Origin of the sequence: Gloeocapsopsis crepidinum LEGE 06123 (genome assembly GCF_015207655.1) — a bacterium.
GTDB classification, from domain to species: domain Bacteria; phylum Cyanobacteriota; class Cyanobacteriia; order Cyanobacteriales; family Chroococcidiopsidaceae; genus Gloeocapsopsis; species Gloeocapsopsis crepidinum.
The window spans coordinates 53,122-73,164 of sequence record NZ_JADEWN010000002.1 but is presented as its reverse complement, the minus strand read 5'-3'; the positions used below and the strand labels follow the sequence as shown (position 1 = coordinate 73,164).

Below are 20,043 nucleotides of genomic sequence, written 5' to 3'. Positions count from 1 at the left end.
ACAATCCTAAAATAGGAATGGGAGATCGGGAAACCAAGAACAAGCATAGTACTTCAATCCAAAAAACTTTGTTTTTTTGTCAAGCGGTCTTGCCACGAGTTGTGCAAAAACGCGAGAAACTTCTCACTAAACACATCAGCAGCAAACTGATTAGCATGAGTACGAATCCACTCAGGCTGAAATGCTTTGTGATAGGCTTCAAACTTTTCGATAGCTTCCATTAAGGCTGCTTCTGTTTGGGTTGAAAAAAATATACCAGTTCCTGTGTCTGGATATTGCCAAATCGAACGTACAGTTTCTAACGCTCCGCCTGCTCCATAAGCAATGACCGGAGTACCACAAGCTTGTGCTTCTACAAGAGCTATACCAAAATCTTCACAAGCTGCATAAACAAATGCTTTGGCGGCAGCCATATACTGCTCAACAACTTCATTCGGCTGTGCTCCTAGTACTTGAACATTCGATTGTGCTAAGTTGCGAATTTGCTTGAGTTCTGGTCCAGTACCAATAACGACTAAAGGCTTTTTGAGTTGGTTAAAAGCACGCACAATCAAAGATACTTGCTTGTAACTAACTAAGCGGGAAACCGTTACATAAAAGTCTTGTTTCTCACTGACAAAGGGAAACCGTTCGATGTCTACCGGTGGGTAAATCACGGTTGCAGGACGGCGATAGCATCGCCAAATGCGACGTGCAGTATTTTGTGAGTTGGCAACAAAGTAATCGACTCGATTTGCACTCAATGCATCCCACTGGCGCATTCGGTGGAGTATGTATCGTGTCAAAACTCCTGGCAATCCCTGACCAATACGGCTACTGCGTAAATAATCAAATGTCAGTTCCCAGGCAAACCGCATCGGAGTATGACAGTAGCAAATGTGCATCTGTTCTGGACTAGTTAAAACTCCTTTGGCGACAGTGTGGGAAGAGGAAATGATCGCATCATAAGCACGTAAATCTAACTGTTCGATCGCTAGCGGTAACAACGGTAGATATTTCTGTATGCCATGACGAGCAAAAGGTAGGTGCTGCAAAAATGTCGTTCCAATCGAACGCTGAAATAAATAGCTGTTAGGGTTAGTTGATTCAAAGTCAATCAAAGCATACAAATCCGCATCAATGTGTTTGAGGATTTCTTTAACTACGAGTTCTGAACCACCAGTAGCTTTGGGCGTTAACCACTCATGGACAAGTGCATATTGTAAAGACATTAATAACTAATTGGAGAATACAGGAGCTTGTCTGCTTTGTATTGAGTAATCGAAGCCATGACGTCTTACTCAAAAATAAGTTCCAAGCAAATGACGCAACCTGATAATCTCATAGAAAATGACCCTAGAAGAACAAGGAACCAATCACAATGCGAATTTTAATTATGGGTGGTACGCGATTTATTGGTGTATACCTCACACAACTACTTGTTGCCCAAGGGCATGAGGTTGTGTTGTTTAATCGTGGTAATCGACCAGCACCAGTCTCCGGAGTTGCCCAAATTACGGGCGATCGCACTCAACCCAATGACCTCAAGGAAAAACTTTTTCCAGAAAATTTTGATGCCATTTTTGATAACAATGGGCGAGAACTCAGCGATACTCAACCCTTAGCAGAAATCTTTCAAAACCGAGTGCAGCATTTCGTCTATATGAGTTCAGCAGGAGTGTATTTGCCTGCTGACCAAATGCCGCATCAAGAAGGTGATGCTGTCGATCCCAAAAGCCGTCATCGGGGTAAATACGAGACTGAAACTTTTCTTGCCAAAATGAGTTTACCTTTTACTGCCATTCGTCCAACTTATATTTATGGTCCGCAAAACTACAACGACTTAGAAAGCTGGTTTTTTGATCGCATCGTTCGCGATCGCCCAATTCCTATTCCTGGCAATGGATTACACATAACTCAATTCGGTCACGTCTACGATCTAGCACAAGCGATGTGTCAAATCTTAGGTTCTACGCAAGCCATCGGTGAAATTTACAATGTATCAGGCGACCGCTATGTAACTTTTGATGGGCTGGCACGGGCGTGCGCTGTGGCAGCTGGAAAATCAGGTGAAGCACTACAAATTGTGCATTACGATCCTAAAAAGTTCGATTTTGGTAAGCGAAAAGCTTTTCCGATGCGCGTACAGCACTTTTTTGCTGCAGTAGATAAAGCAAAAGCTCAACTCAACTGGCAGCCACAATACAATTTGATTTCTGGTTTACAAGATTCGTTTCAAAATGATTACCTCACCTCAGGTCGCGATACTGCAGAAGTCGATTTTTCGGTTGATGATGAAATTTTATCTGTTGTCGGTAGTAAGTAGATAACACCAGAAATCAGTGTCAGGGCAACCGCAACCCAGAAGGCGATCAGGGAAAAAAGCTGCCAACTCATAGGTAAAGGCGCAATTAAAAGCGCGATCGCCGCTATTTGGCTCACCGTTTTCAGTTTGCCCCAAAAATTGGCTCCAGCGATCGCGGTATTACCAGTCAAACTAGGAGTTACTCGCCAACCTGCTATAGTTAACTCCCGTGCCAAAATCAGAAATACTCCCCATGTAGGAATTTGTCCTAGTTTATTCAAAGCTAGCAAAGGCGCAAGTATCAGTAGTTTATCGACTAAGGGGTCGAGAAATTTTCCCAGTTCCGTAATTTGATTCAGTCGGCGGGCAAGGTAGCCGTCAACCCAATCAGTCATTGCTGCAATCAAAAAAATGACTACACTCAGCCAGCGATCTGATGTGGGATTTTCCAAAAAGTATAGTAATATTGGTAACACCAATAAACGAGATAGAGTCACCCAATTAGGCAAAGTCATCACAAAGGTAAAGAATGAGAGGTCAAGGTTAGGGTAGTATAAGATGCTCGCCTAAAGGTACAAAAAATACAATTTTTTCTATTTATGCTGGTTGATGGTTAATAGTTAATTGTTGCTCCACTAATCGTTGAGTGTTGACCAATAACAGCCCTTAAGTTACGTTTGTTTTTACCCACTTACTTACCTGTGGGGTTAACTCAAATCTCTTGAAAACGAAGAAAGCTAACCATCAGTTCAGATAAGGCTCGCTTCATGCAAAGTTTAAACTAGGTGAATTTACCTGACTAATTAATGAAGATTCACCAAAGGCTTTCTCAAAACATCGGCAGAGTAGTTTCGAGCAACTATATTTGAAAGTAGTTTACGTAATTCTACTGAAGTAGAGCACAAAGTAGTTGTGACAATGTATCAAGCCCAATCTCCTGCATGTCAACCGCCAACATCCACGCTGTCAGTACAGGAAATTCACCCCTCTGTTAACTCAGTTTTTAAACGTTCCTTGGATATTATCGGCAGTATTGTTGGGCTGCTAATTTTAGCCATTGTATTTGTCCCAGTGGCGATCGCTATTAAGCTAGACAGTCCAGGTCCTATTTTTTTTCGCCAAGAACGCTACGGACTCCACGGACGTAAGTTTCATATCCGTAAATTTCGTTCGATGGTTGTGAATGCTGAGCAGTTAAAATCTCTTGTAAGTAACGAAGCCTCAGGTCTTATCTTTAAAAATCAACGCGATCCCCGAATTACGCGCGTGGGACGTTTTTTAAGAAGCTCTAGTTTAGATGAATTACCTCAATTTTGGAATGTTTTAGTGGGCGACATGAGTTTAGTAGGAACTCGACCGCCAACCGGCGATGAGGTCGCTCAATACAACGAACGTCACTGGCAAAGATTAAATGTCAAACCAGGCATAACTGGTGAATGGCAAGTGAGCGGTCGTTCCAGCGTTAAAGATTTTGAAGAAGTTGTCAACCTCGATCTTCGCTATCAACAGCAATGGTATCCCTTATATGATTTAGAAATAATTGTCAAGACAATATACGTAATATTTGCCAAAGTAGGAGCTTGTTAAAACTGTTAGCTCCTATAGTAATTTCATCCTACTACCTATTACCAACTACCCATGTCGCTGCTGATGCCAACGCCAAGCATGAGTAATAATATCTTTTAAATCAGAATATTGCGGTTCCCAACCTAAAATTTTTCTAGCTTTCTCGCTACTACCAACTAGTATTGGCGGATCTCCAGGACGGCGATCGCTACTCTCGACTTTAATCTCCTTACCCGTGACAGTTTGAGCAGTATCAATGACCTGTTTGACTGAAAATCCATTGCCGTTCCCCAAGTTGAATACTGTAGTCTCTCCTCCTTGCATTAAATATTTCAAACCAAGAATATGTGCATCGGCAAGATCTGTTACATGGATATAGTCTCGGACACAAGTTCCATCAGGGGTTGGATAATCTGTACCATAAATTGACACCGACTCTCGTTGACCTAAAGCCGTCTGTAGTACTAGTGGGATCAAGTGTGTTTCTGGATTATGGTCTTCTCCCAGCAAACCATTGGGATCAGCACCAGCAGCATTGAAATAGCGAAAACATACAGATTGCAACCCATATGCTGGACTAAAGTCTTTCAGAATGCGTTCCACCATTAATTTGGTAGCACCATAAGGATTGATTGGACTTTGGGGATGCTCTTCAGTAATAGGTATTTGATGTGGTACACCATAGGTAGCACAAGTCGAGGAAAACACAAACTTATTTACTGATGCTGCAACCATTGCCTCTAATAGAGTTAAAGTACCAATCACATTATTGCGATAATACTTAGCAGGTTCTGTAACCGACTCCCCTACGTAAGCATAAGCAGAAAAGTGCATGACTGCTGCAATTTTCTTGGTAGCAAACAGTTCGTCTAGTAGCACTCGATCGCTAGTATCTCCGACGATTAGCTCTACTTCTAACTTTTCTACTAAGTCTCGATGTCCATATACCAAGTTATCAAGAATGACTACTTCATATCCAGCATGTTGTAGTGCCATGACTGCGTGGGAGCCAATGTACCCTGCTCCTCCAGTAACTAAAATTGTCTGCTTGACTGGTGGCATTGGTTTTTCTTACTCGGTAATTACCTCTTGCTGATGGTGAGTATACCTGAAACAGTAGTGTCATTACACATTACATTTTCAGCGGATCTGTGCAAATTGATAAAGACTTCAACATAGATTGACAGATATCACTACAGCATTTGTTGTAATTACTTAGCTTTAGCCGTAGTAGGGTACTGCACAGCAATAAACTTTTGCACAATATTTAAATCTAAATACTTGCGTTTAACATGATATGGTAAATGCTTAAAATCTTTAATAACTTTTCTGCAATTTATACTTCCACAACCGCACTGCAAGCTCCAGTAATCCTCATCCATAGTTGTAGAATAATCGAAGTAGATCTCTTCACCTGCTTTAATGTTTCTCAACGCCACTAATTCAATATCATTTTTAATACCAGCATTAGGATCACAAGAATGATTAACAAAACGACCAGGAGGCTCTAAGTTTACATAAATACTTTTACCAATTTGCAAAGCATCACCCTCATATGGTGGTGCCTTTAGGATTGCTTGGTCAAAATCAATAATACCACCAGTAAATATTAAAATATTTTCTCCTACTCTAATATCTTTTTTGGCAAATAGACCCTGACCAAATTTACTATTAGCTATGTAAAATTTTTCATTAGTTAATAAGTAAGAAGCTGCAGATAATGCCAACATTTTTCCTCCAAAAAACACTCTAAGCTATGTGCGTATCCTATTTAGCAAAAACAGCTTATACAAACCTCATGAGGTACTTTGATTGCAGATTTGTAGTTATCAATTTTTTACTGATTTTCACTAACTAAAAAGCAACACTAGAAATATTTTCATACTTTAAATTAATGATTCTACATCAACCCAAAAAAGTTGGAAAGAACCATACTTCAGATTTAGCTAGGATGCTTTACAAAGTATTTTTGCTAAACAAGCTTAATTTAACGCTAACTTTACTGAGGTGCTATGGTAGTTTCACTGATAGAGGTGAACTCAGTATTAGCTCTGTTCAGTGTATTTACTGTTGATTAATAAAGATTTGTCTAATTTATTGCGCAGAGTGATAATGCAGATCTACTCGTACCTACTTCACCTACATATAAGCCAGAGTAAGCTATAAAGTAATGTAAATATTTAAATATTATTAAATACTATAAGGCATAAAAGTATAACAAATCGTGTATTGAAGGGAACAATCGTAATTCTACGGAAATATGATTAAGCTCAAATGCAAGCTTGAGAAAATTGTAGTGGATGTACGGTAGTAAAGAAGAAGGTTCGATGGTTCTTTGAGTATTAGAAGTTTCAAAATTATATTGGAAAACGAGGATGTGTTTTACCAGCGTTTGATTTAACCCCTGAGATTGCACACATGACACTGCGAAAGAAAACACTGTTACTCATCGGCGTCACTCTTATCAGTTTAATTGGGGTTATATACGCTACCTCGTCAACTATTTTGTTACGTGGTTTCTTGAAATTAGAGCAAGAAGATAGTCGTTCTAATGTTAAAAGAGTTCATGAGGCCTTGTCTGATGAAATTGCCAAATTGAGATTAACAACACGCGATTGGGCTGAATGGGATGAAACTTATTCGTTCGTAGAAGATTCTAATCAAGAATACATTACCGCATATCTTAGTAATGTCAGCATTAATCGATTAAAGTTAAATTTGATGCTTTATGTTCGTGCTTCTGGGAAGATTGTTTTTGATAAAGGCTATGACTTAGAACGCGGACAAGAAATTTCTCTTTTGCCTAACTTTCAGACGCATCTTACAGCTAAAACAGTTTTACAGCACTCAAATATAAAAAGTTCTATATCAGGTTTGGTAATGCTACCAGAAGGTCCGATGATGATTGCCTCAAGACCAATTCTCAATAGTGAGAGTCGTGGTCCGATTCGAGGGACATTGATCATGGGTCGTTATTTGAATGATTCAGCGATCGCCAAACTTGCTGAACAAACTCATTTATCTGTAAAGGTGTATCGTTTTGATGATACACAACTACCACAGGATATTCAACGACTGCGTTTTGCCCTCAGTTCTTCGGATCAAGGATCAATCATCGTCAGATCGTTAGATAAACAAATTGCTGGATACACTGTCATTGAGGATATTTATAACAAACCAGCGCTGCTACTGCGCGTAGATACACCAAGATTAATTTATCAACAAGGTCAAGCTAGTATTCGTCATTTGCTGTCATCTTTGTTGATTGTGGGTATTGTGTTTGTTGTTGCCACGCTATTGTTGATTGAAAAACTCATTTTGTCACGACTATCGCGATTAAGCGCTGATGTCCAAGGAATTGGTAGAAGTGGCAATCTTGCAGCAAGAGTATTTTCTATTAGTGGACAAGATGAACTCTCTAGCTTAGCTGGTACAATTAATGAAATGTTAGAAGCGTTGGAACACTCGATTGAAGAGCAACGCCAAAGCGAAGAACGCTATCACACATACAATAGAGTCCTCGCTGAACTAGCAAAACATAAAATGTTAGATTGTAGCGATTTACACACTAATTTACAGGAAATTACAGAAGCAGCAGCACATACTTTAGAAGTAGAACGTGTCGGAGTATGGTTATACGACGATGAACTGTACAAAAAATTACTTTGTGTTGACTTGTATCGCAAAAGTACAGACGAGCATTCTCAAGGTGCAGAATTAGCAGCAGCCCACTATCCTACCTACTTTGAAGCACTACAAGAAGAACGAACCATTGCAGCTTATGATGCTCACACTGATCCTAGAACAAAAGAACTAGCCCAACTGTATCTTTACGCTAATAACATTACATCAATGTTGGATGCACCAATTTGGCTAGGAGGTTCTATGGTAGGAGTAGTCTGTCACGAACACCTAAGCTCTAACCGTCATTGGAGTATTGAGGAGAAGAATTTTGCAGCTTCAATTGCTGACTTGGTTTCTGTCTCAATTGAGGCTTGTGAACGCAAGCGATCGCAAGAAGCATTACGCAAAGCCCACGATGACTTGGAAATTCGTGTCAAACAAAGAACTGCAGAACTAGCACAAATTAATAAAGAGTTGCAAGCAGAAATTACTGAACGAACCTTAGCTGAAGAAAAATTACTCTACGAAGCTTTTCATGACTCTCTGACAGGTTTACCTAATCGAGCACTATTTATGCAGCGACTAGGGCATGCTTTAGTACGAACTAAAAGGCGTCATAGTTATTTATTTGCTGTCCTATTTTTAGACTTAGATCGCTTCAAATTAGTTAATGACAGTCTTGGGCATTTAGTTGGAGATCAATTACTGATTGCTTTTGTTCGTAGGTTAGAAGTTTGCTTACGTTCTACAGATACAGTCGCCCGTTTAGGTGGCGATGAGTTTGTGATCTTACTTGACGATATAAAAGATGTTAAAGATGCAACTTTAATAGCAGAACGAATTCAAAAAGAACTGACATCGCCGTTTAATCTTAATGGTTACGAAGTGTTCATTACAACAAGTATTGGTATTGCTCTAAGTACAACTGAATACAATCAACCCGAAGATATCCTCCGAGATGCTGACACTGTTATGTATCGTGCTAAATCACTTGGTAAAGCCCGCCATGCAGTGTTTGATAAAGAAATGCATACACGAGCAGTATCATTATTGCAATTAGAGAATGACCTACGACGCGCTGTAGAACGCCAAGAGTTGCAAATTTACTACCAACCAATTGTCTCACTACGTAGCAACCAAATTACTGGATTTGAGGCACTACTGCGGTGGAATCACCCAGTTCATGGTATTGTTTCACCACTAGAGTTTATTCCTGTAGCTGAAGAAACTGGCTTAATTATTCCTATTGGCTACTGGGTGCTACACGAAGCTTGTCATCAAACACATATTTGGCAAGAACAATTCACAGCTTCACCTTTGTCAATCAATATTAATTTTTCTGGCAAACAATTTGCTCAACCAGATTTAATTAAACAAATTGACCGAATTTTACAGGAGACTAGCTTGCCTGGGCAGAGTTTGAAGATAGAAATTACAGAAAGTGTTTTAATTGAAAATGCAGACCTAGCAGCAAATATGCTCGCACAGCTCAAAAAGCTAGGTATTCAAGTGTACATTGATGACTTTGGTACTGGTTATTCATCGCTCAGTTATTTGCATAGTTTTCCTATTGATGCCTTAAAAATTGACCGTTCTTTTGTGAAACGAATGGGTAGAGATAATGAGAATCCAGAACTTGTAAAGACAATTACAAGAATGGCACATAACTTAAATATGAATGTAGTTGCTGAAGGAATTGAAACTTCAGAGCAACTTACGCAAATTCAGGCTTTAGAATGTGAATATGGGCAAGGATACTTCTTTTCTCAACCATTACACAAAGAAGCTGCAACTGCCTTAATTCAACAAAATGTTTTTGTTTAAACTAGTTACTTTTGACTGCCTTTATTGATAAGCTAATCCGTTTTTGCTTTTCATTAATATCTAATACTTTAACTCGCACAATTTGTCCTACCTTAACAATTTGTTTAGGATCGCTCACAAAACGATGTGATAATTGTGATATATGAATTAAGCCATTTTCGTGAATTCCAATATCTACGAATGCACCAAAGTTAGCAACATTTGTCACAATACCTTCTAATTCCATGCCAATTTGAAGGTCAGTTATTTCTTTAATTCCTTCTTTGAAAGTAGCATACTTAAACTCTGCGCGAGGATCTCTTCCAGGTTTTTCTAATTCGTTGATGATATCGCGTAATGTTGGTTCGCCAATCGTCGCTGTCACATATTTTTTCAGAGAAATTGATTTGAGTTTTTGGGCAGCTTGGGTAATTTGTACTGGAGATATATTTAAGTCCGCAGCGATCGCCTCTACAACACTATAACTTTCAGGATGTACTGCAGTGTTATCTAAAGGGTTTTTTCCTCCACGAATCCGTAAAAAACCTGCGGCTTGTTCAAAAGCTTTTGGTCCTAGTTTAGCGACTTTAAGTAGCTCCTGGCGACTCTTGAAAGCACCGTTTTGATTGCGATAAGCAACAATATTATTTGCGACTGTAGAACTAATTCCAGACACAAAATTTAGTAATTCTTTAGAAGCAGTATTCAAATCTACACCAACGTAATTAACACAGCTTTCTACAACTTCATCCAACTTTTTTTTGAGCAACTTTTGCTCGACATCGTGTTGGTATTGCCCAACACCGATTGATTTAGGATCGATTTTTACTAATTCTGCTAAAGGGTCTTGCAACCGACGACCAATACTAATTGCACCGCGTACTGTAATATCTAGATTGGGAAATTCTGCGATCGCAACTTTACTTGCTGAATAAATTGATGCACCCGACTCGTTTACAATTACTTTAATTGGCTTTTGCTCTACTGTTTTTAAAACTTCTGAAACAAATTCATCAGTTTCGCGGCTAGCTGTCCCATTACCGATCGCAATCAGTTCAATTTTGTATTCTTCAATCAATTTTTGAATTGTTTTTGCGGCTTGCGATCGCTCGTTTGCAGAAGCATGAGGAAATACTGCGTGATAATCTAAAAACTTTCCTGTTTCATCTAGTACAGCAACTTTACAACCTGTCCGAAATCCAGGATCGATCGCTAGTGTCGGTTTCATTCCAGCGGGTGGAGATAACAATAATTCTCTCAAATTTGTTTCAAAGGTTTTAATTGACTCAATATCTGCTTCAGCTTTCTTTTGAGTAATAACTTCACCGATTAAAGAATTTTTCATCAAGCGGTTGAAGGCGTCTTTAAGCATTTCGCGATAGAAGTCACGAATTTCTGGAACTTTAGTTTTGATTTCTTGTGCTGCTATGTTAAATAAAACCTCTGTTTCATCAAAAGCTAATTCTAAAGCTAAGATTTTTTCATTCTCACCTCGTAGTAAGGCTAGCAGGTTGTGCGGGGCAATATCTTGAACGCAGACACTAAAATTTCGGTAAGTTTCAAACTTAGTTGTACCTTCAGGATACTCTTTTTTAATTTGAGATTTAAATACTCCATTCTGAATAAGGTAATCTCGCACATAGGCACGTAAATGTGCTTTTTCTGAAACTTCTTCCGCAAGAATGTCTCCAGCGCCACTCAGCGCTTCTGCTATGGTTTTGACTTCTTCGGATAAATACTTTGTTGCTTCCTTTTCGAGGGATACTAATGATGCGTTTTTAGTATTTAAAGATTTAATCAACTCCGCAAGCGGTTCTAACCCTTTTTCTCTCGCAATAGTTGCCTTAGTGCGTCGTTTCGGGCGATAGGGAAGATAGAGATCTTCTAATTCAGTTTTTTGCAGACACGTTTCTATTTTGTCTTTGAGTTCATCTGTAAGCTTACCTGAGGCGGCGATCGCATCTAGAATTGTTGTCTTTCTTGCTTCTAATTCGGTTAAATAAGTGTATCTTTCTGCTAAATCCCGCAGTTGTACCTCATTCATTTCTCCTGTACGTTCCTTGCGGTAACGCGCAATAAAAGGAATCGTCGCACCTTCGGCAAACAAATCAAGCGCATTTTGAACCTGAAAAGGTTTGAGAGACAATTCTTGTGCTAGAAATTGCGGAATATTTAACATCAGGCGTGTAATTTTGATAGCAGATTAACTAAATAAAGAGATGATGATCGGCGATTAGCAATAAGTGATAGTGAATTACTCTATAAAGAGATCTTGAAAATCACCATTTCAAGTCAGCCCGTAACCTGCTCTAAATCAGGTATTAAAGTAATTCTCTAACCTCCGACCTCTCCTATATTGTTTAGCATAGGAAAGGAACTTAGGTTCAATAAAAGCGTGACATACGAGGGATTAGGAACAACGATCGCTGCGATCGCAACTGCTATTGTGCCACAACAAGGCAGTGTCGGTATTGTGCGGGTATCTGGTATGGAAAGCCTTGCTATTGCCCAAGCTTTATTCCACGCCCCAGGAAAGCAAGTTTGGGATTCCCACCGCATTCTTTATGGTTATATCCGTCATCCTCAAACACAACAAGTCGTAGATGAAGCACTCTTACTGATTATGCAAGCACCGCGTTCTTACACGCGCGAAGATGTTGTGGAGTTTCACTGTCATGGGGGCATTATGGCAGTGCAACAGATATTGCAGTTGTGTTTAATGCAAGGTGCAAAACTCGCGCAACCTGGAGAATTTACTCTACGAGCCTTTTTGAATGGCAGACTTGATCTGACTCAAGCTGAAAGCATTGCCGATTTAGTGGGAGCGCGATCGCCTCAAGCTGCTCAAACTGCGTTAGCTGGATTACAAGGCAAGTTAGCACATCCAATTCGTTACTTACGTGCTAAATGTTTAGATATTCTCGCAGAAATTGAAGCTCGTATCGATTTTGAGGAAGATTTGCCGCCGCTGGATTGTAGTGAGATAATAACACAACTTGCGGAAGTTTTAGCACAAGTCACGCAAATCTTAGCAACAGCAGATCGCGGTGAACTGCTGCGCAGCGGCTTAAAAGTTGCCATTGTCGGGCGTCCGAATGTGGGAAAATCAAGCTTACTCAATGCTTGGAGTCGCAGCGATCGCGCGATCGTGACTGATTTACCTGGAACTACTCGCGATGTTGTCGAGTCGCAGTTAGTCGTTGGTGGTATTCCTATCCAAGTGTTAGATACTGCTGGAATTCGAGCGACTGAAGATCAAGTTGAGAAAATTGGCGTTGAGCGATCGCAAGCTTGTGCTGCTGCAGCTGATTTAGTCTTACTGACGATTGATGCAACTGCGGGATGGACTGCTGCGGATGCTGAGATTTACCAACAAGTGCAACATCGCCCGTTAATATTAGTTATTAATAAAATCGACTTAGCTTTAGCAGAAGCAGTGAAGTATCCAGATAGCATAAGTTACGTAGTGACAACCGCCGCTGCTAAACATCAAGGTATTGAAGATTTAGAAAACGCTATTTTAACGACAGTACAAACGGGAATTCACTCAGCTAATACCGACTTAGCAATTAATCAGCGCCAAGCCGCCGCACTTATTCGTGCCAAAGCTTCTTTAGAGCAAGTACAAGACACAATCGCGCAACAATTACCTTTAGATTTTTGGACAATTGACTTGAGAGGGGCGATTCAATCTTTAGGAGAAATTACTGGAGAAGAAGTCACTGAGTCGGTTCTCGATCGCATCTTTAGTCGGTTCTGTATTGGGAAGTAGTTTAGTGTTTTTTCAACTGAATCTTGGTGAGTGTGGTAATTGGTAATCGGTAATAAGCCATAATTAATATAAACATTAGCCTTTTTTCTGTTTTATATTATCTCCGGTTGAATAACTAGAATATCTTTGAGTTATTAACCACTAGTCACTAGCCATTAGCTACTGATCGCATTGTGGGTAATTAACCGGATTTTATATTAGCATCACTCAGCGTTAGAAAAATCTATATTTTCATAAAGTTCGGCAATTTGAATCTCAAATTCAAAAGCTTTAAAAGATATTGTAATTGTAAGATCTTCATACTCTGAAAGCAGCCATTGATGTGCAGCAGTCTTGATATAGTGTTCAACATGAACGTTATATTGATCGATCAATAAATATTCACGAAAGCTATCAATAGTACGGTAAGAGACAAACTTTTCGCCGCGATCGTAATCTTGCGTTGATTTAGATAGAACTTCAGCAATCATTACAGGATTGATAATGGTATCAGTGCGCCCTGATTGCAGTTGCAAAGGCTTTTCAACAACCATAACATCAGGATAAGTGTAGAGATTGCGATCGGGAATCCAAAGACGCTGATCGGCAACAAAGATACCATAAGGTTTACCCTTCAAACCTACTCTTATGGCAGCATTGAGAATACTAGCAATTTCATTATGTGCAGGAGTGCCACCAGTCATAGGGATAATTTCTTTATTAATGTACTCATGTCTTTCGTCTGAGTTTACCTCGAACTCAAGGTATTCTTCTGGTGTACATGTACGTTGTAGTGCCTGTGTCATGGTATTGTTACTCCCAATGCTCTAAGCTAATGATTTAATTTAGGCGATCGCTTCACGTTTATTTTTAGCGACTATCAAGACGACACTGTTTGCATTTTGTGGAAAGATAAATTTTCATAATCGCTAAAGTCCGTATTTTCTCTATTGTGCTTAGATGAGACAAGAAACATAATTTTATACAGTAGTGCTAATCTCTCTTTTCTAAATTTAGCTTATGCTGAGATGAAAAGTACTATTATGAGAAAGTTTTGTAAACAAATAGTTATGCAGAATTCAATTCAACAAAACGTTATTGAATCAAAACAACGTAAATTTCAATTTATGAATGTTCGGTATCAATTAGTTGGTCGAGGAATTACAGGAGAAATTTCAACTTTATACGTAAATGGACAACAAGTTAAAAATTTTCCAACAATTGATGCATTTTACAATGCAATGGGGCAACAAGGCTGGGAAGTACGCCCATTAGGCATGGAACAAGAAGGTGTCTATACTTATTTTGTGGTTATGCAACGGGAAGTCTAAATTCATATGAATCGAGATAAAGTTGATAAGACAGATCGCAAAGACACAAAAGATGTTGATTTTTTTAATCAACTTCAAGAAAATGAGAAAGAAAAAGGAAAAGTAGTTCGAGGAAAAGGACACACCTGGACGACTTTTATTGAAACTCTTTTAGGTGATTGGTAACAGTATTTTTATGTAACTATCATGCTTTTTATTGTTTAAAATCTAACTAATCATAAAAGAGGTTAAAGCAACAAAATGCTTTTTATATCAAACAGTGCAGGTAACTTATAACTCCTCTTTTTGTGCTGTTTAGAAAGTACTCATTCACTATTTGATATGATTAACAATGAGAAGAGCAATACAACATCCAAAAAGATTTTACAACCGTGCAAAACCGTGCTGGCGCAAATATATTCCAGGTTATATACTACTCTTAGTATGTTTGGTTTATTCCTATAAAGATACTTTTTACTTTAATAACGGCTTTGGTGCTGTCGATTGGAATATTGGTAAACCAAAAGTCAATTTATGGAATGCTCATAATACTCGTTCTCTTACTGAGTTGAGAGTATTTGCTCTAGAGTTAATTAATCGCGATCGCCAACTCAATGGGCTTACCACTCTTAGGGGAAGATTCGTTATTAACACAATCTGCTCAAAGTCATGCTGAGGATATGAAAGATCGAAACTATTATGCTCATCTCACTCCTGAAGGAAGAACACCTACCGATCGCTTTGCTAATATTGGCGGGCAAGGAGGTGTTGGTGAGAACATTATGCTTCAGTCTCAGAGTATTGGCATTAGTTCTATATTAAGTTGGGGATTGGTTGAAAACTTTCAAAAAAGCTGGATGTATAGTAATGGACATCGTGCTAACTTACTAAATCCTCACTATACACGAGTTGGTTACGGTATTGGATCAGATCCTATGACTGGTAAAGTCTACGCAGTTCAAAATTTTCAGTAGATTTCATACTTTAGATAGCCAACATCTGCATCTAGATAACAAGAATAGCGATCGCGACTCTTAATCAAAATATGATTATGGTTCAATAATAGAACCCATAAACAGCATTGTTCCTGTTTGGTTATCTCGGATGGCACAAAAGAAAGGACGATTCACAACCATCTGAAATGGTGGTTCAAGTGGTGCCGATACAGCCATGACTCTTCCAGAAGTCACAGCAGCAGCCTCGGTTCCTTCTTCGTTAACTTCAACAAAAGTTTTATGCTTAACTTCACTTAAGGTAAGGTTGTCACCCATTGCCGAAAAATCAGCACTATCTTCAAAAGCAACTTCCATACCCAAAGCTTTCAGCGTATCGTTAAGGGTTAAGTCATATTCCATTTGAAAACGCGGGAGACGAATTGAACCTTCACGTTGACTAAATTGCGTTAGCCATTTTTCCCAATTAGCAGAAGTGAGTTGTTGGTAAAAACTCGTTAAGTCAGAGTTTTCGCTAGGTAGAAAAACGTATAAACTGAGTCTACCTTTGCCATAGGGCAAGCTTACTGCTTGAAATTGCTCGTTTTCATAGTACCTATATCTCCCTGTTTGAGACATCATCGGGTGTTGTGTCGATCCACCTTTCGTAAAAAATGGCTCATTTGTTGTTTGACTAGGATCAAATTCATCTGCCCATCTACCTTTAAAGTAAATAGCATTGATGAGAAACAACACATCTTGGGGATTGATTTGTTCTACAATTTGCTCAATTCTGCCATTCGTATTTTGGTTAACCCATGCATTAATTGTATTTGTCGCATCAGGAGACTGAAAATCCAAAGTTGTCACCTGTGCTTTGTAGAAGCTTTGTTTCTGTAAAAAGTCTTTGCGAAAAGGATACTCTTGTCTTGCCCACAGTGAGTTAGCAATGGCAACTTGGACATCTGCATCAGGGTTTGTGAGTGCGCTTAGCAGTGCAGCATTGGCGGTGTTGATTTCTGGCAGGTTGATTCCTTGTAATTCTAAGGTTTGTGCCATTGCTTGTTGCGTTTCACCGCTTGCACCATTGTATAGCATAGCAAGTGCGATCGCGATACTTGTTGGCGAGATAAAAACATTACTGCTGTCTTGACTCAGCAACTGGGAAAACAGCTTGAAGCCAAATTGCGTGTTAGCAGACACTACTTCATTGACAGCAGATGTAGTCATTTGCTTATCTGGATCTTGCCGATTAAATGGGCGGGGTTGGGCAACAACAGAATCGATACGATCTATTCTGGAGCATCCCATCATGCCAATAAACAGGATACCTGTTGCCGCGAGGACATAACGTCTTCCCAGGCAAATTGCATAGCGTCTTAGCAAGAAACTCCGCTGCATGCCACTGTCACCATAGTTCTATTATGGAGACTATGCCATCTTTACAGATGCGATCGCAGCGCGGTTACGTTTTTCGCAACAATAGATGTAGGAATTAGTTTCTTGCAGGTACTGTCCACCAAGCAAGAGCATAAGGTTGTACAGCGTGGTTAACTTGTTGCTGAAACTGGACGCGAACTTTGTATCTACCAGAATTAGGTACTCGACAAAAAATGTGTTCGACACTATCAACTTCACTAGTTGATGTGCAAGTTGTATCCACAATTGTGTTGGTATCGGCGTTCAGCAGATAAAGATCCAGATTATTTAAACCGCGATCGCGAAAAGTTTCTCCTATGTCAAATTTTCGATTGTTGTTAGAATCATTCAACTCTACCAATCGATTCCAATTTAATGTCACTGAGACAAAACTATCTTGCTGTAATGGTTGGGCTAATACATAGTCATGACGCGAGGCGACGTTAACTGTGCGATAGTCCCAGCCAATTGCTGGTACAGGTCGTGCTGGATGCCATTGACCAGTACTAAATTGTTGATATGCGCGATAAGCGTTTAATTGTCCTGTTCCCATCTGTGCTTGCAAAGGAATTTTAGGATTGCGGTAAGCATCTGAATTTAACCAGTGTTGGTTTTGCTTATCTAGAATTGTTTTTGTCATTCCTAGCAACAAACCATTTCCTGGATCTTGAAATTTATCCGCAGAATTAAGCATTACGGCTTTCATCACTTCTTGACGGCGAGAATCTAAAGTCCAGTTACGTTGGCGTGGCGATTGCGCATCGCGCAGCGCCCGAAGCGATCGCAGTTGTTTGTCGCCAAATTCTTGGAGTAATGCCACAGTTGCAGTCACATGAGGTGCAGCAAAACTTGTGCCTGTGACGCGTGTAGTTTTACCGTTGGGGTTTAGTAGAGTAATTTTATTTCCAGGCGCAACTATCCCAACAGTACGACGCGGACCTAAATTCACTTCACGACCATTAAGCCTACCACCAACTGCTCCAGAAATGGCATCACTTAAATTAGAAACATCAATTCTTGTAAAAAACCCTTGTCTGCGAGTCGTAAACGCAACATTAATGCCATTAAAATTATCTGTCGGGATTGGAATTCCACCCTTACCTTGATTACCAGCGATCGCATACATCACATTATGAACGCGGGCAGACCAATCAATACATTGTGTCAGCAATGCTTGACCATCTAACAGTGCATTTGGGCGCGGATCGCGCTCAAGAGTTTCTCCAAAGCTAAAGTTAATCGCTCGTACATCACCACTATTTTGTAATGCGACGTGTTGTGCAGATAGACATTCTTCTGGCTGACCACCTGTTCTCAGCGAACCAACCGCAGTAGAATATAGTCGCGCTCCTGGTGCGACACCACGCACAGCTTTATCTGTACTCACCATGACACTGGCAACATTTTGTGCATGTGGGTCAATATTTGTATTAGGTTTTGCGGGCTGATTGCGCAAAAATACACCAGCTAAACTAACTTGTTGTTTATGAGTAACTGCTTTATCTAAACCAAATTGTCCAGGACGTCCAATTTCTACTTGACCAATACCAATTTTGCGACCAATTAGGTTGTAAGGTGCATCGTGTAACCGCAAGGCATTAATTCCTGCATTTCCTACTGAAGTTGTTTCAAGGGCAAGGACAGGAATACTGACGCAGGAAGCGCTTAGCCCCCCTAATATCCAAATATACTTTCTTAGCATTGACTTAAAAATCTACTCAATTGGCACAAGCGTTACTAACTATCTTTACTAACGGATAATGAATTGCTCCTCACCTTTTTTATTTTCTCGTGAGTTGTTTCAGTAGCTAAACTAATATCTAGCAAAAATTTTGTTAAAGTAAGCAATTGCGATCGCGCTTTTAATGCTAAAGATTTTGTTAAAATGCATACAACTGAGGAAGCAGGAGAATCATTAACATGACCCAAGCCAGCAAAAAGCCGATTGTAATTGCTCCATCCATACTATCAGCTGATTTTTCTCGCCTAGGAGAAGAAATTCGTGCAGTAGACGCAGCAGGGGCAGATTGGATTCATGTTGATGTCATGGATGGGCGGTTTGTTCCCAATATTACGATTGGTCCATTAATTGTTGAAGCGATTCGCCCTGTGACTCAAAAGCCACTGGATGTCCACCTGATGATTGTGGAGCCAGAAAAATATGTAGAAGATTTTGCCAAGGCGGGAGCAGACCACATTTATGTCCATGCTGAACATAATGCTTCACCACACTTGCATCGTACTCTAGGTCAAATTAGAGAGTTGGGCAAAAAAGCAGGTGTTGTTCTTAATCCTGGTTCTCCGCTAGAGTTGATTGAATATGTCTTAGAACTATGCGACATGATTTTGATCATGAGCGTTAACCCTGGCTTTGGCGGTCAAAGTTTTATCCCTGGTGTCTTGCCTAAAATTCGGAAACTACGTCAAATGCTTGACGATCGCGGACTCGATCCTTGGATTGAAGTTGATGGCGGACTCAAGGCAAATAATACTTGGCAAGTTATCGAAGCTGGTGCTAATGCGATTGTAGCTGGTTCAGCAGTATTTAATGCAAAAGACTATGCTGAAGCAATTAGTGGTATTCGTAACAGCAAGCGTCCTACCCCAGAATTGGCAACAGTCTAAAAGTTAAGTATTTTGATAAAAAAGAGAGTAGATCGCAACAGAATCTACTCTCTTTGGTTTTTTGGTATGAATGCGATCGCGAATAAACTCGCTGTTAGATAAACAAATCTCTGATTATTGAGGGTGACGAGCGCATACTTCGTTTATTTAGCCTCAACTTTAAACCAAAAAGCAGCTGGAATTCACGCATGGAATTGAACGATTACTACTTCTTGCGGCTTCCTAACCACTTAGCTGCGGCAATTCCCAAAACAGCAGCAACAACAGGATTACTCAGGAATTTAATGATACCTGGTTGCTCTGCCATAACTTCCTGGAAGATATCAGGATGATTGTGGTAAACAAAAGATGCCAGCTTACTTACATCATCTGCGCTCATCTTATTGGGATTGTGAGTCCCCAGTGCTAGCTGTTGTTCGAGTTGGCGATCGCTCAATCCTCTTTCTTTGAGATGCTTAAAGAAGGCACGAGCAACGTCGTCTCTCTCATTAGGCTTAATTTGGGCGATCGCCTGTTTCAACTCTGGTTCCATTTGGCTGGGAGGAATCCGCTCTGGATGCAAAGATTTACCAAATAATTGGCGACGCTCTGCTTGAGATGAACGCTGAGCAAAATCATCAAAGTTTTCGTATTGACGCTCATCACTTGATACGTCTTCCATTGTTTCCGTATCGCCTTGCGCCAAGTCGTTCATAATTTGGCGCTTATATTGTTCGTTATTATACATTT

18 protein-coding genes are annotated in these 20,043 nt (G+C 39.8%); 9 read left to right on the top strand and 9 right to left on the bottom strand.

Going from position 1 to position 20,043, the window contains the following annotated elements:
* Positions 1–53: 53 nt before the first annotated feature.
* On the bottom strand, positions 54–1,211 hold the full coding sequence (locus IQ230_RS01245) for a glycosyltransferase (RefSeq protein ID WP_193930073.1): 1,158 nt from the start codon (positions 1,209–1,211) through the stop codon (positions 54–56).
* 149 nt (positions 1,212–1,360) lie between these two features.
* On the opposite strand from IQ230_RS01245, the gene IQ230_RS01240 reads away from it, so the two are divergent.
* Positions 1,361–2,305 (top strand): NAD-dependent epimerase/dehydratase family protein, encoded by a 945-nt coding sequence (locus IQ230_RS01240; RefSeq protein WP_193930071.1) that lies wholly within the window; start codon positions 1,361–1,363, stop codon positions 2,303–2,305.
* On the opposite strand, the gene pgsA is transcribed toward IQ230_RS01240, so the two are convergent.
* On the bottom strand, positions 2,224–2,799 hold the full coding sequence (pgsA, locus tag IQ230_RS01235; RefSeq protein ID WP_193930068.1) for a CDP-diacylglycerol--glycerol-3-phosphate 3-phosphatidyltransferase: 576 nt from the start codon (positions 2,797–2,799) through the stop codon (positions 2,224–2,226). The two genes, IQ230_RS01240 and pgsA, sit on opposite strands and share 82 nt — an antisense overlap.
* A gap of 403 nt (positions 2,800–3,202) precedes the next feature.
* Here pgsA and IQ230_RS01230 point away from each other — a divergent pair, with 403 nt between their 5' ends.
* Positions 3,203–3,871, top strand: a complete 669-nt coding sequence (locus IQ230_RS01230) for a sugar transferase (protein WP_193930179.1) — start codon at positions 3,203–3,205, stop codon at positions 3,869–3,871.
* A 45-nt stretch (positions 3,872–3,916) separates the two neighbouring features.
* Here IQ230_RS01230 and galE read toward each other — a convergent pair whose 3' ends face one another.
* Together galE and IQ230_RS01220 are read right to left on the bottom strand one after the other, a co-directional pair.
* Positions 3,917–4,912 (bottom strand): UDP-glucose 4-epimerase GalE, encoded by a 996-nt coding sequence (galE, locus tag IQ230_RS01225; protein ID WP_193930066.1) that lies wholly within the window; start codon positions 4,910–4,912, stop codon positions 3,917–3,919.
* A 149-nt stretch (positions 4,913–5,061) separates the two neighbouring features.
* The gene (locus IQ230_RS01220; RefSeq protein WP_228054481.1) at positions 5,062–5,577 is read right to left on the bottom strand and encodes an SET domain-containing protein; all 516 of its coding nucleotides are present in this window, start codon (positions 5,575–5,577) and stop codon (positions 5,062–5,064) included.
* Between the two features lie 691 nt (positions 5,578–6,268).
* Between IQ230_RS01220 and IQ230_RS01215 the strand changes: the two genes are divergently transcribed.
* Positions 6,269–9,298 (top strand): EAL domain-containing protein, encoded by a 3,030-nt coding sequence (locus IQ230_RS01215; protein ID WP_193930062.1) that lies wholly within the window; start codon positions 6,269–6,271, stop codon positions 9,296–9,298.
* Position 9,299: 1 nt separating this feature from the next.
* Here the strand turns inward: IQ230_RS01215 and IQ230_RS01210 are convergent, their stop codons facing one another.
* Positions 9,300–11,456, bottom strand: coding sequence for a Tex family protein (locus IQ230_RS01210; protein ID WP_193930060.1), 2,157 nt, complete (start codon positions 11,454–11,456; stop codon positions 9,300–9,302).
* A gap of 216 nt (positions 11,457–11,672) precedes the next feature.
* On the opposite strand from IQ230_RS01210, the gene mnmE reads away from it, so the two are divergent.
* Positions 11,673–13,049 carry a tRNA uridine-5-carboxymethylaminomethyl(34) synthesis GTPase MnmE gene (mnmE, locus tag IQ230_RS01205; RefSeq protein WP_193930057.1) on the top strand — a complete coding sequence of 459 codons (1,377 nt, stop codon included), beginning with the start codon at positions 11,673–11,675 and terminating at the stop codon, positions 13,047–13,049.
* Positions 13,050–13,252: 203 nt separating this feature from the next.
* On the opposite strand, the gene IQ230_RS01200 is transcribed toward mnmE, so the two are convergent.
* Positions 13,253–13,834 (bottom strand): Uma2 family endonuclease, encoded by a 582-nt coding sequence (locus tag IQ230_RS01200; protein ID WP_193930055.1) that lies wholly within the window; start codon positions 13,832–13,834, stop codon positions 13,253–13,255.
* 264 nt (positions 13,835–14,098) lie between these two features.
* Here IQ230_RS01200 and IQ230_RS01195 point away from each other — a divergent pair, with 264 nt between their 5' ends.
* The 4 genes from IQ230_RS01195 to IQ230_RS26320 all read left to right on the top strand — a co-directional run bounded on the left by IQ230_RS01195 (position 14,099) and on the right by IQ230_RS26320 (position 15,312).
* Positions 14,099–14,359, top strand: coding sequence for a hypothetical protein (locus IQ230_RS01195; RefSeq protein ID WP_193930053.1), 261 nt, complete (start codon positions 14,099–14,101; stop codon positions 14,357–14,359).
* Between the two features lie 6 nt (positions 14,360–14,365).
* Positions 14,366–14,524 carry a hypothetical protein gene (locus IQ230_RS01190; protein ID WP_193930051.1) on the top strand — a complete coding sequence of 53 codons (159 nt, stop codon included), beginning with the start codon at positions 14,366–14,368 and terminating at the stop codon, positions 14,522–14,524.
* A 166-nt stretch (positions 14,525–14,690) separates the two neighbouring features.
* Entirely contained in the window at positions 14,691–15,014 is a 324-nt protein-coding gene (locus IQ230_RS26325; RefSeq protein ID WP_228054493.1) for a hypothetical protein, read from the top strand.
* On the top strand, positions 14,953–15,312 hold the full coding sequence (locus IQ230_RS26320) for a CAP domain-containing protein (RefSeq protein WP_228054480.1): 360 nt from the start codon (positions 14,953–14,955) through the stop codon (positions 15,310–15,312). The genes IQ230_RS26325 and IQ230_RS26320 overlap by 62 nt, the downstream gene beginning before the upstream one ends.
* A gap of 75 nt (positions 15,313–15,387) precedes the next feature.
* Here the strand turns inward: IQ230_RS26320 and IQ230_RS01180 are convergent, their stop codons facing one another.
* Together IQ230_RS01180 and IQ230_RS01175 are read right to left on the bottom strand one after the other, a co-directional pair.
* Complete coding sequence (locus IQ230_RS01180; RefSeq protein WP_193930048.1) at positions 15,388–16,671, bottom strand: serpin family protein; 1,284 nt, start codon at positions 16,669–16,671, stop codon at positions 15,388–15,390.
* Positions 16,672–16,765: 94 nt separating this feature from the next.
* Complete coding sequence (locus IQ230_RS01175) at positions 16,766–18,391, bottom strand: S8 family serine peptidase (protein ID WP_193930046.1); 1,626 nt, start codon at positions 18,389–18,391, stop codon at positions 16,766–16,768.
* Between the two features lie 218 nt (positions 18,392–18,609).
* Here IQ230_RS01175 and rpe point away from each other — a divergent pair, with 218 nt between their 5' ends.
* Positions 18,610–19,314: a ribulose-phosphate 3-epimerase gene (rpe, locus tag IQ230_RS01170; RefSeq protein WP_193930044.1), complete on the top strand. Its 705-nt coding sequence runs from the start codon at positions 18,610–18,612 to the stop codon at positions 19,312–19,314.
* 205 nt (positions 19,315–19,519) lie between these two features.
* On the opposite strand, the gene IQ230_RS01165 is transcribed toward rpe, so the two are convergent.
* Positions 19,520–20,041 (bottom strand): hypothetical protein, encoded by a 522-nt coding sequence (locus IQ230_RS01165; protein WP_099702627.1) that lies wholly within the window; start codon positions 20,039–20,041, stop codon positions 19,520–19,522.
* Between the last annotated feature and the right edge of the window lie 2 nt (positions 20,042–20,043).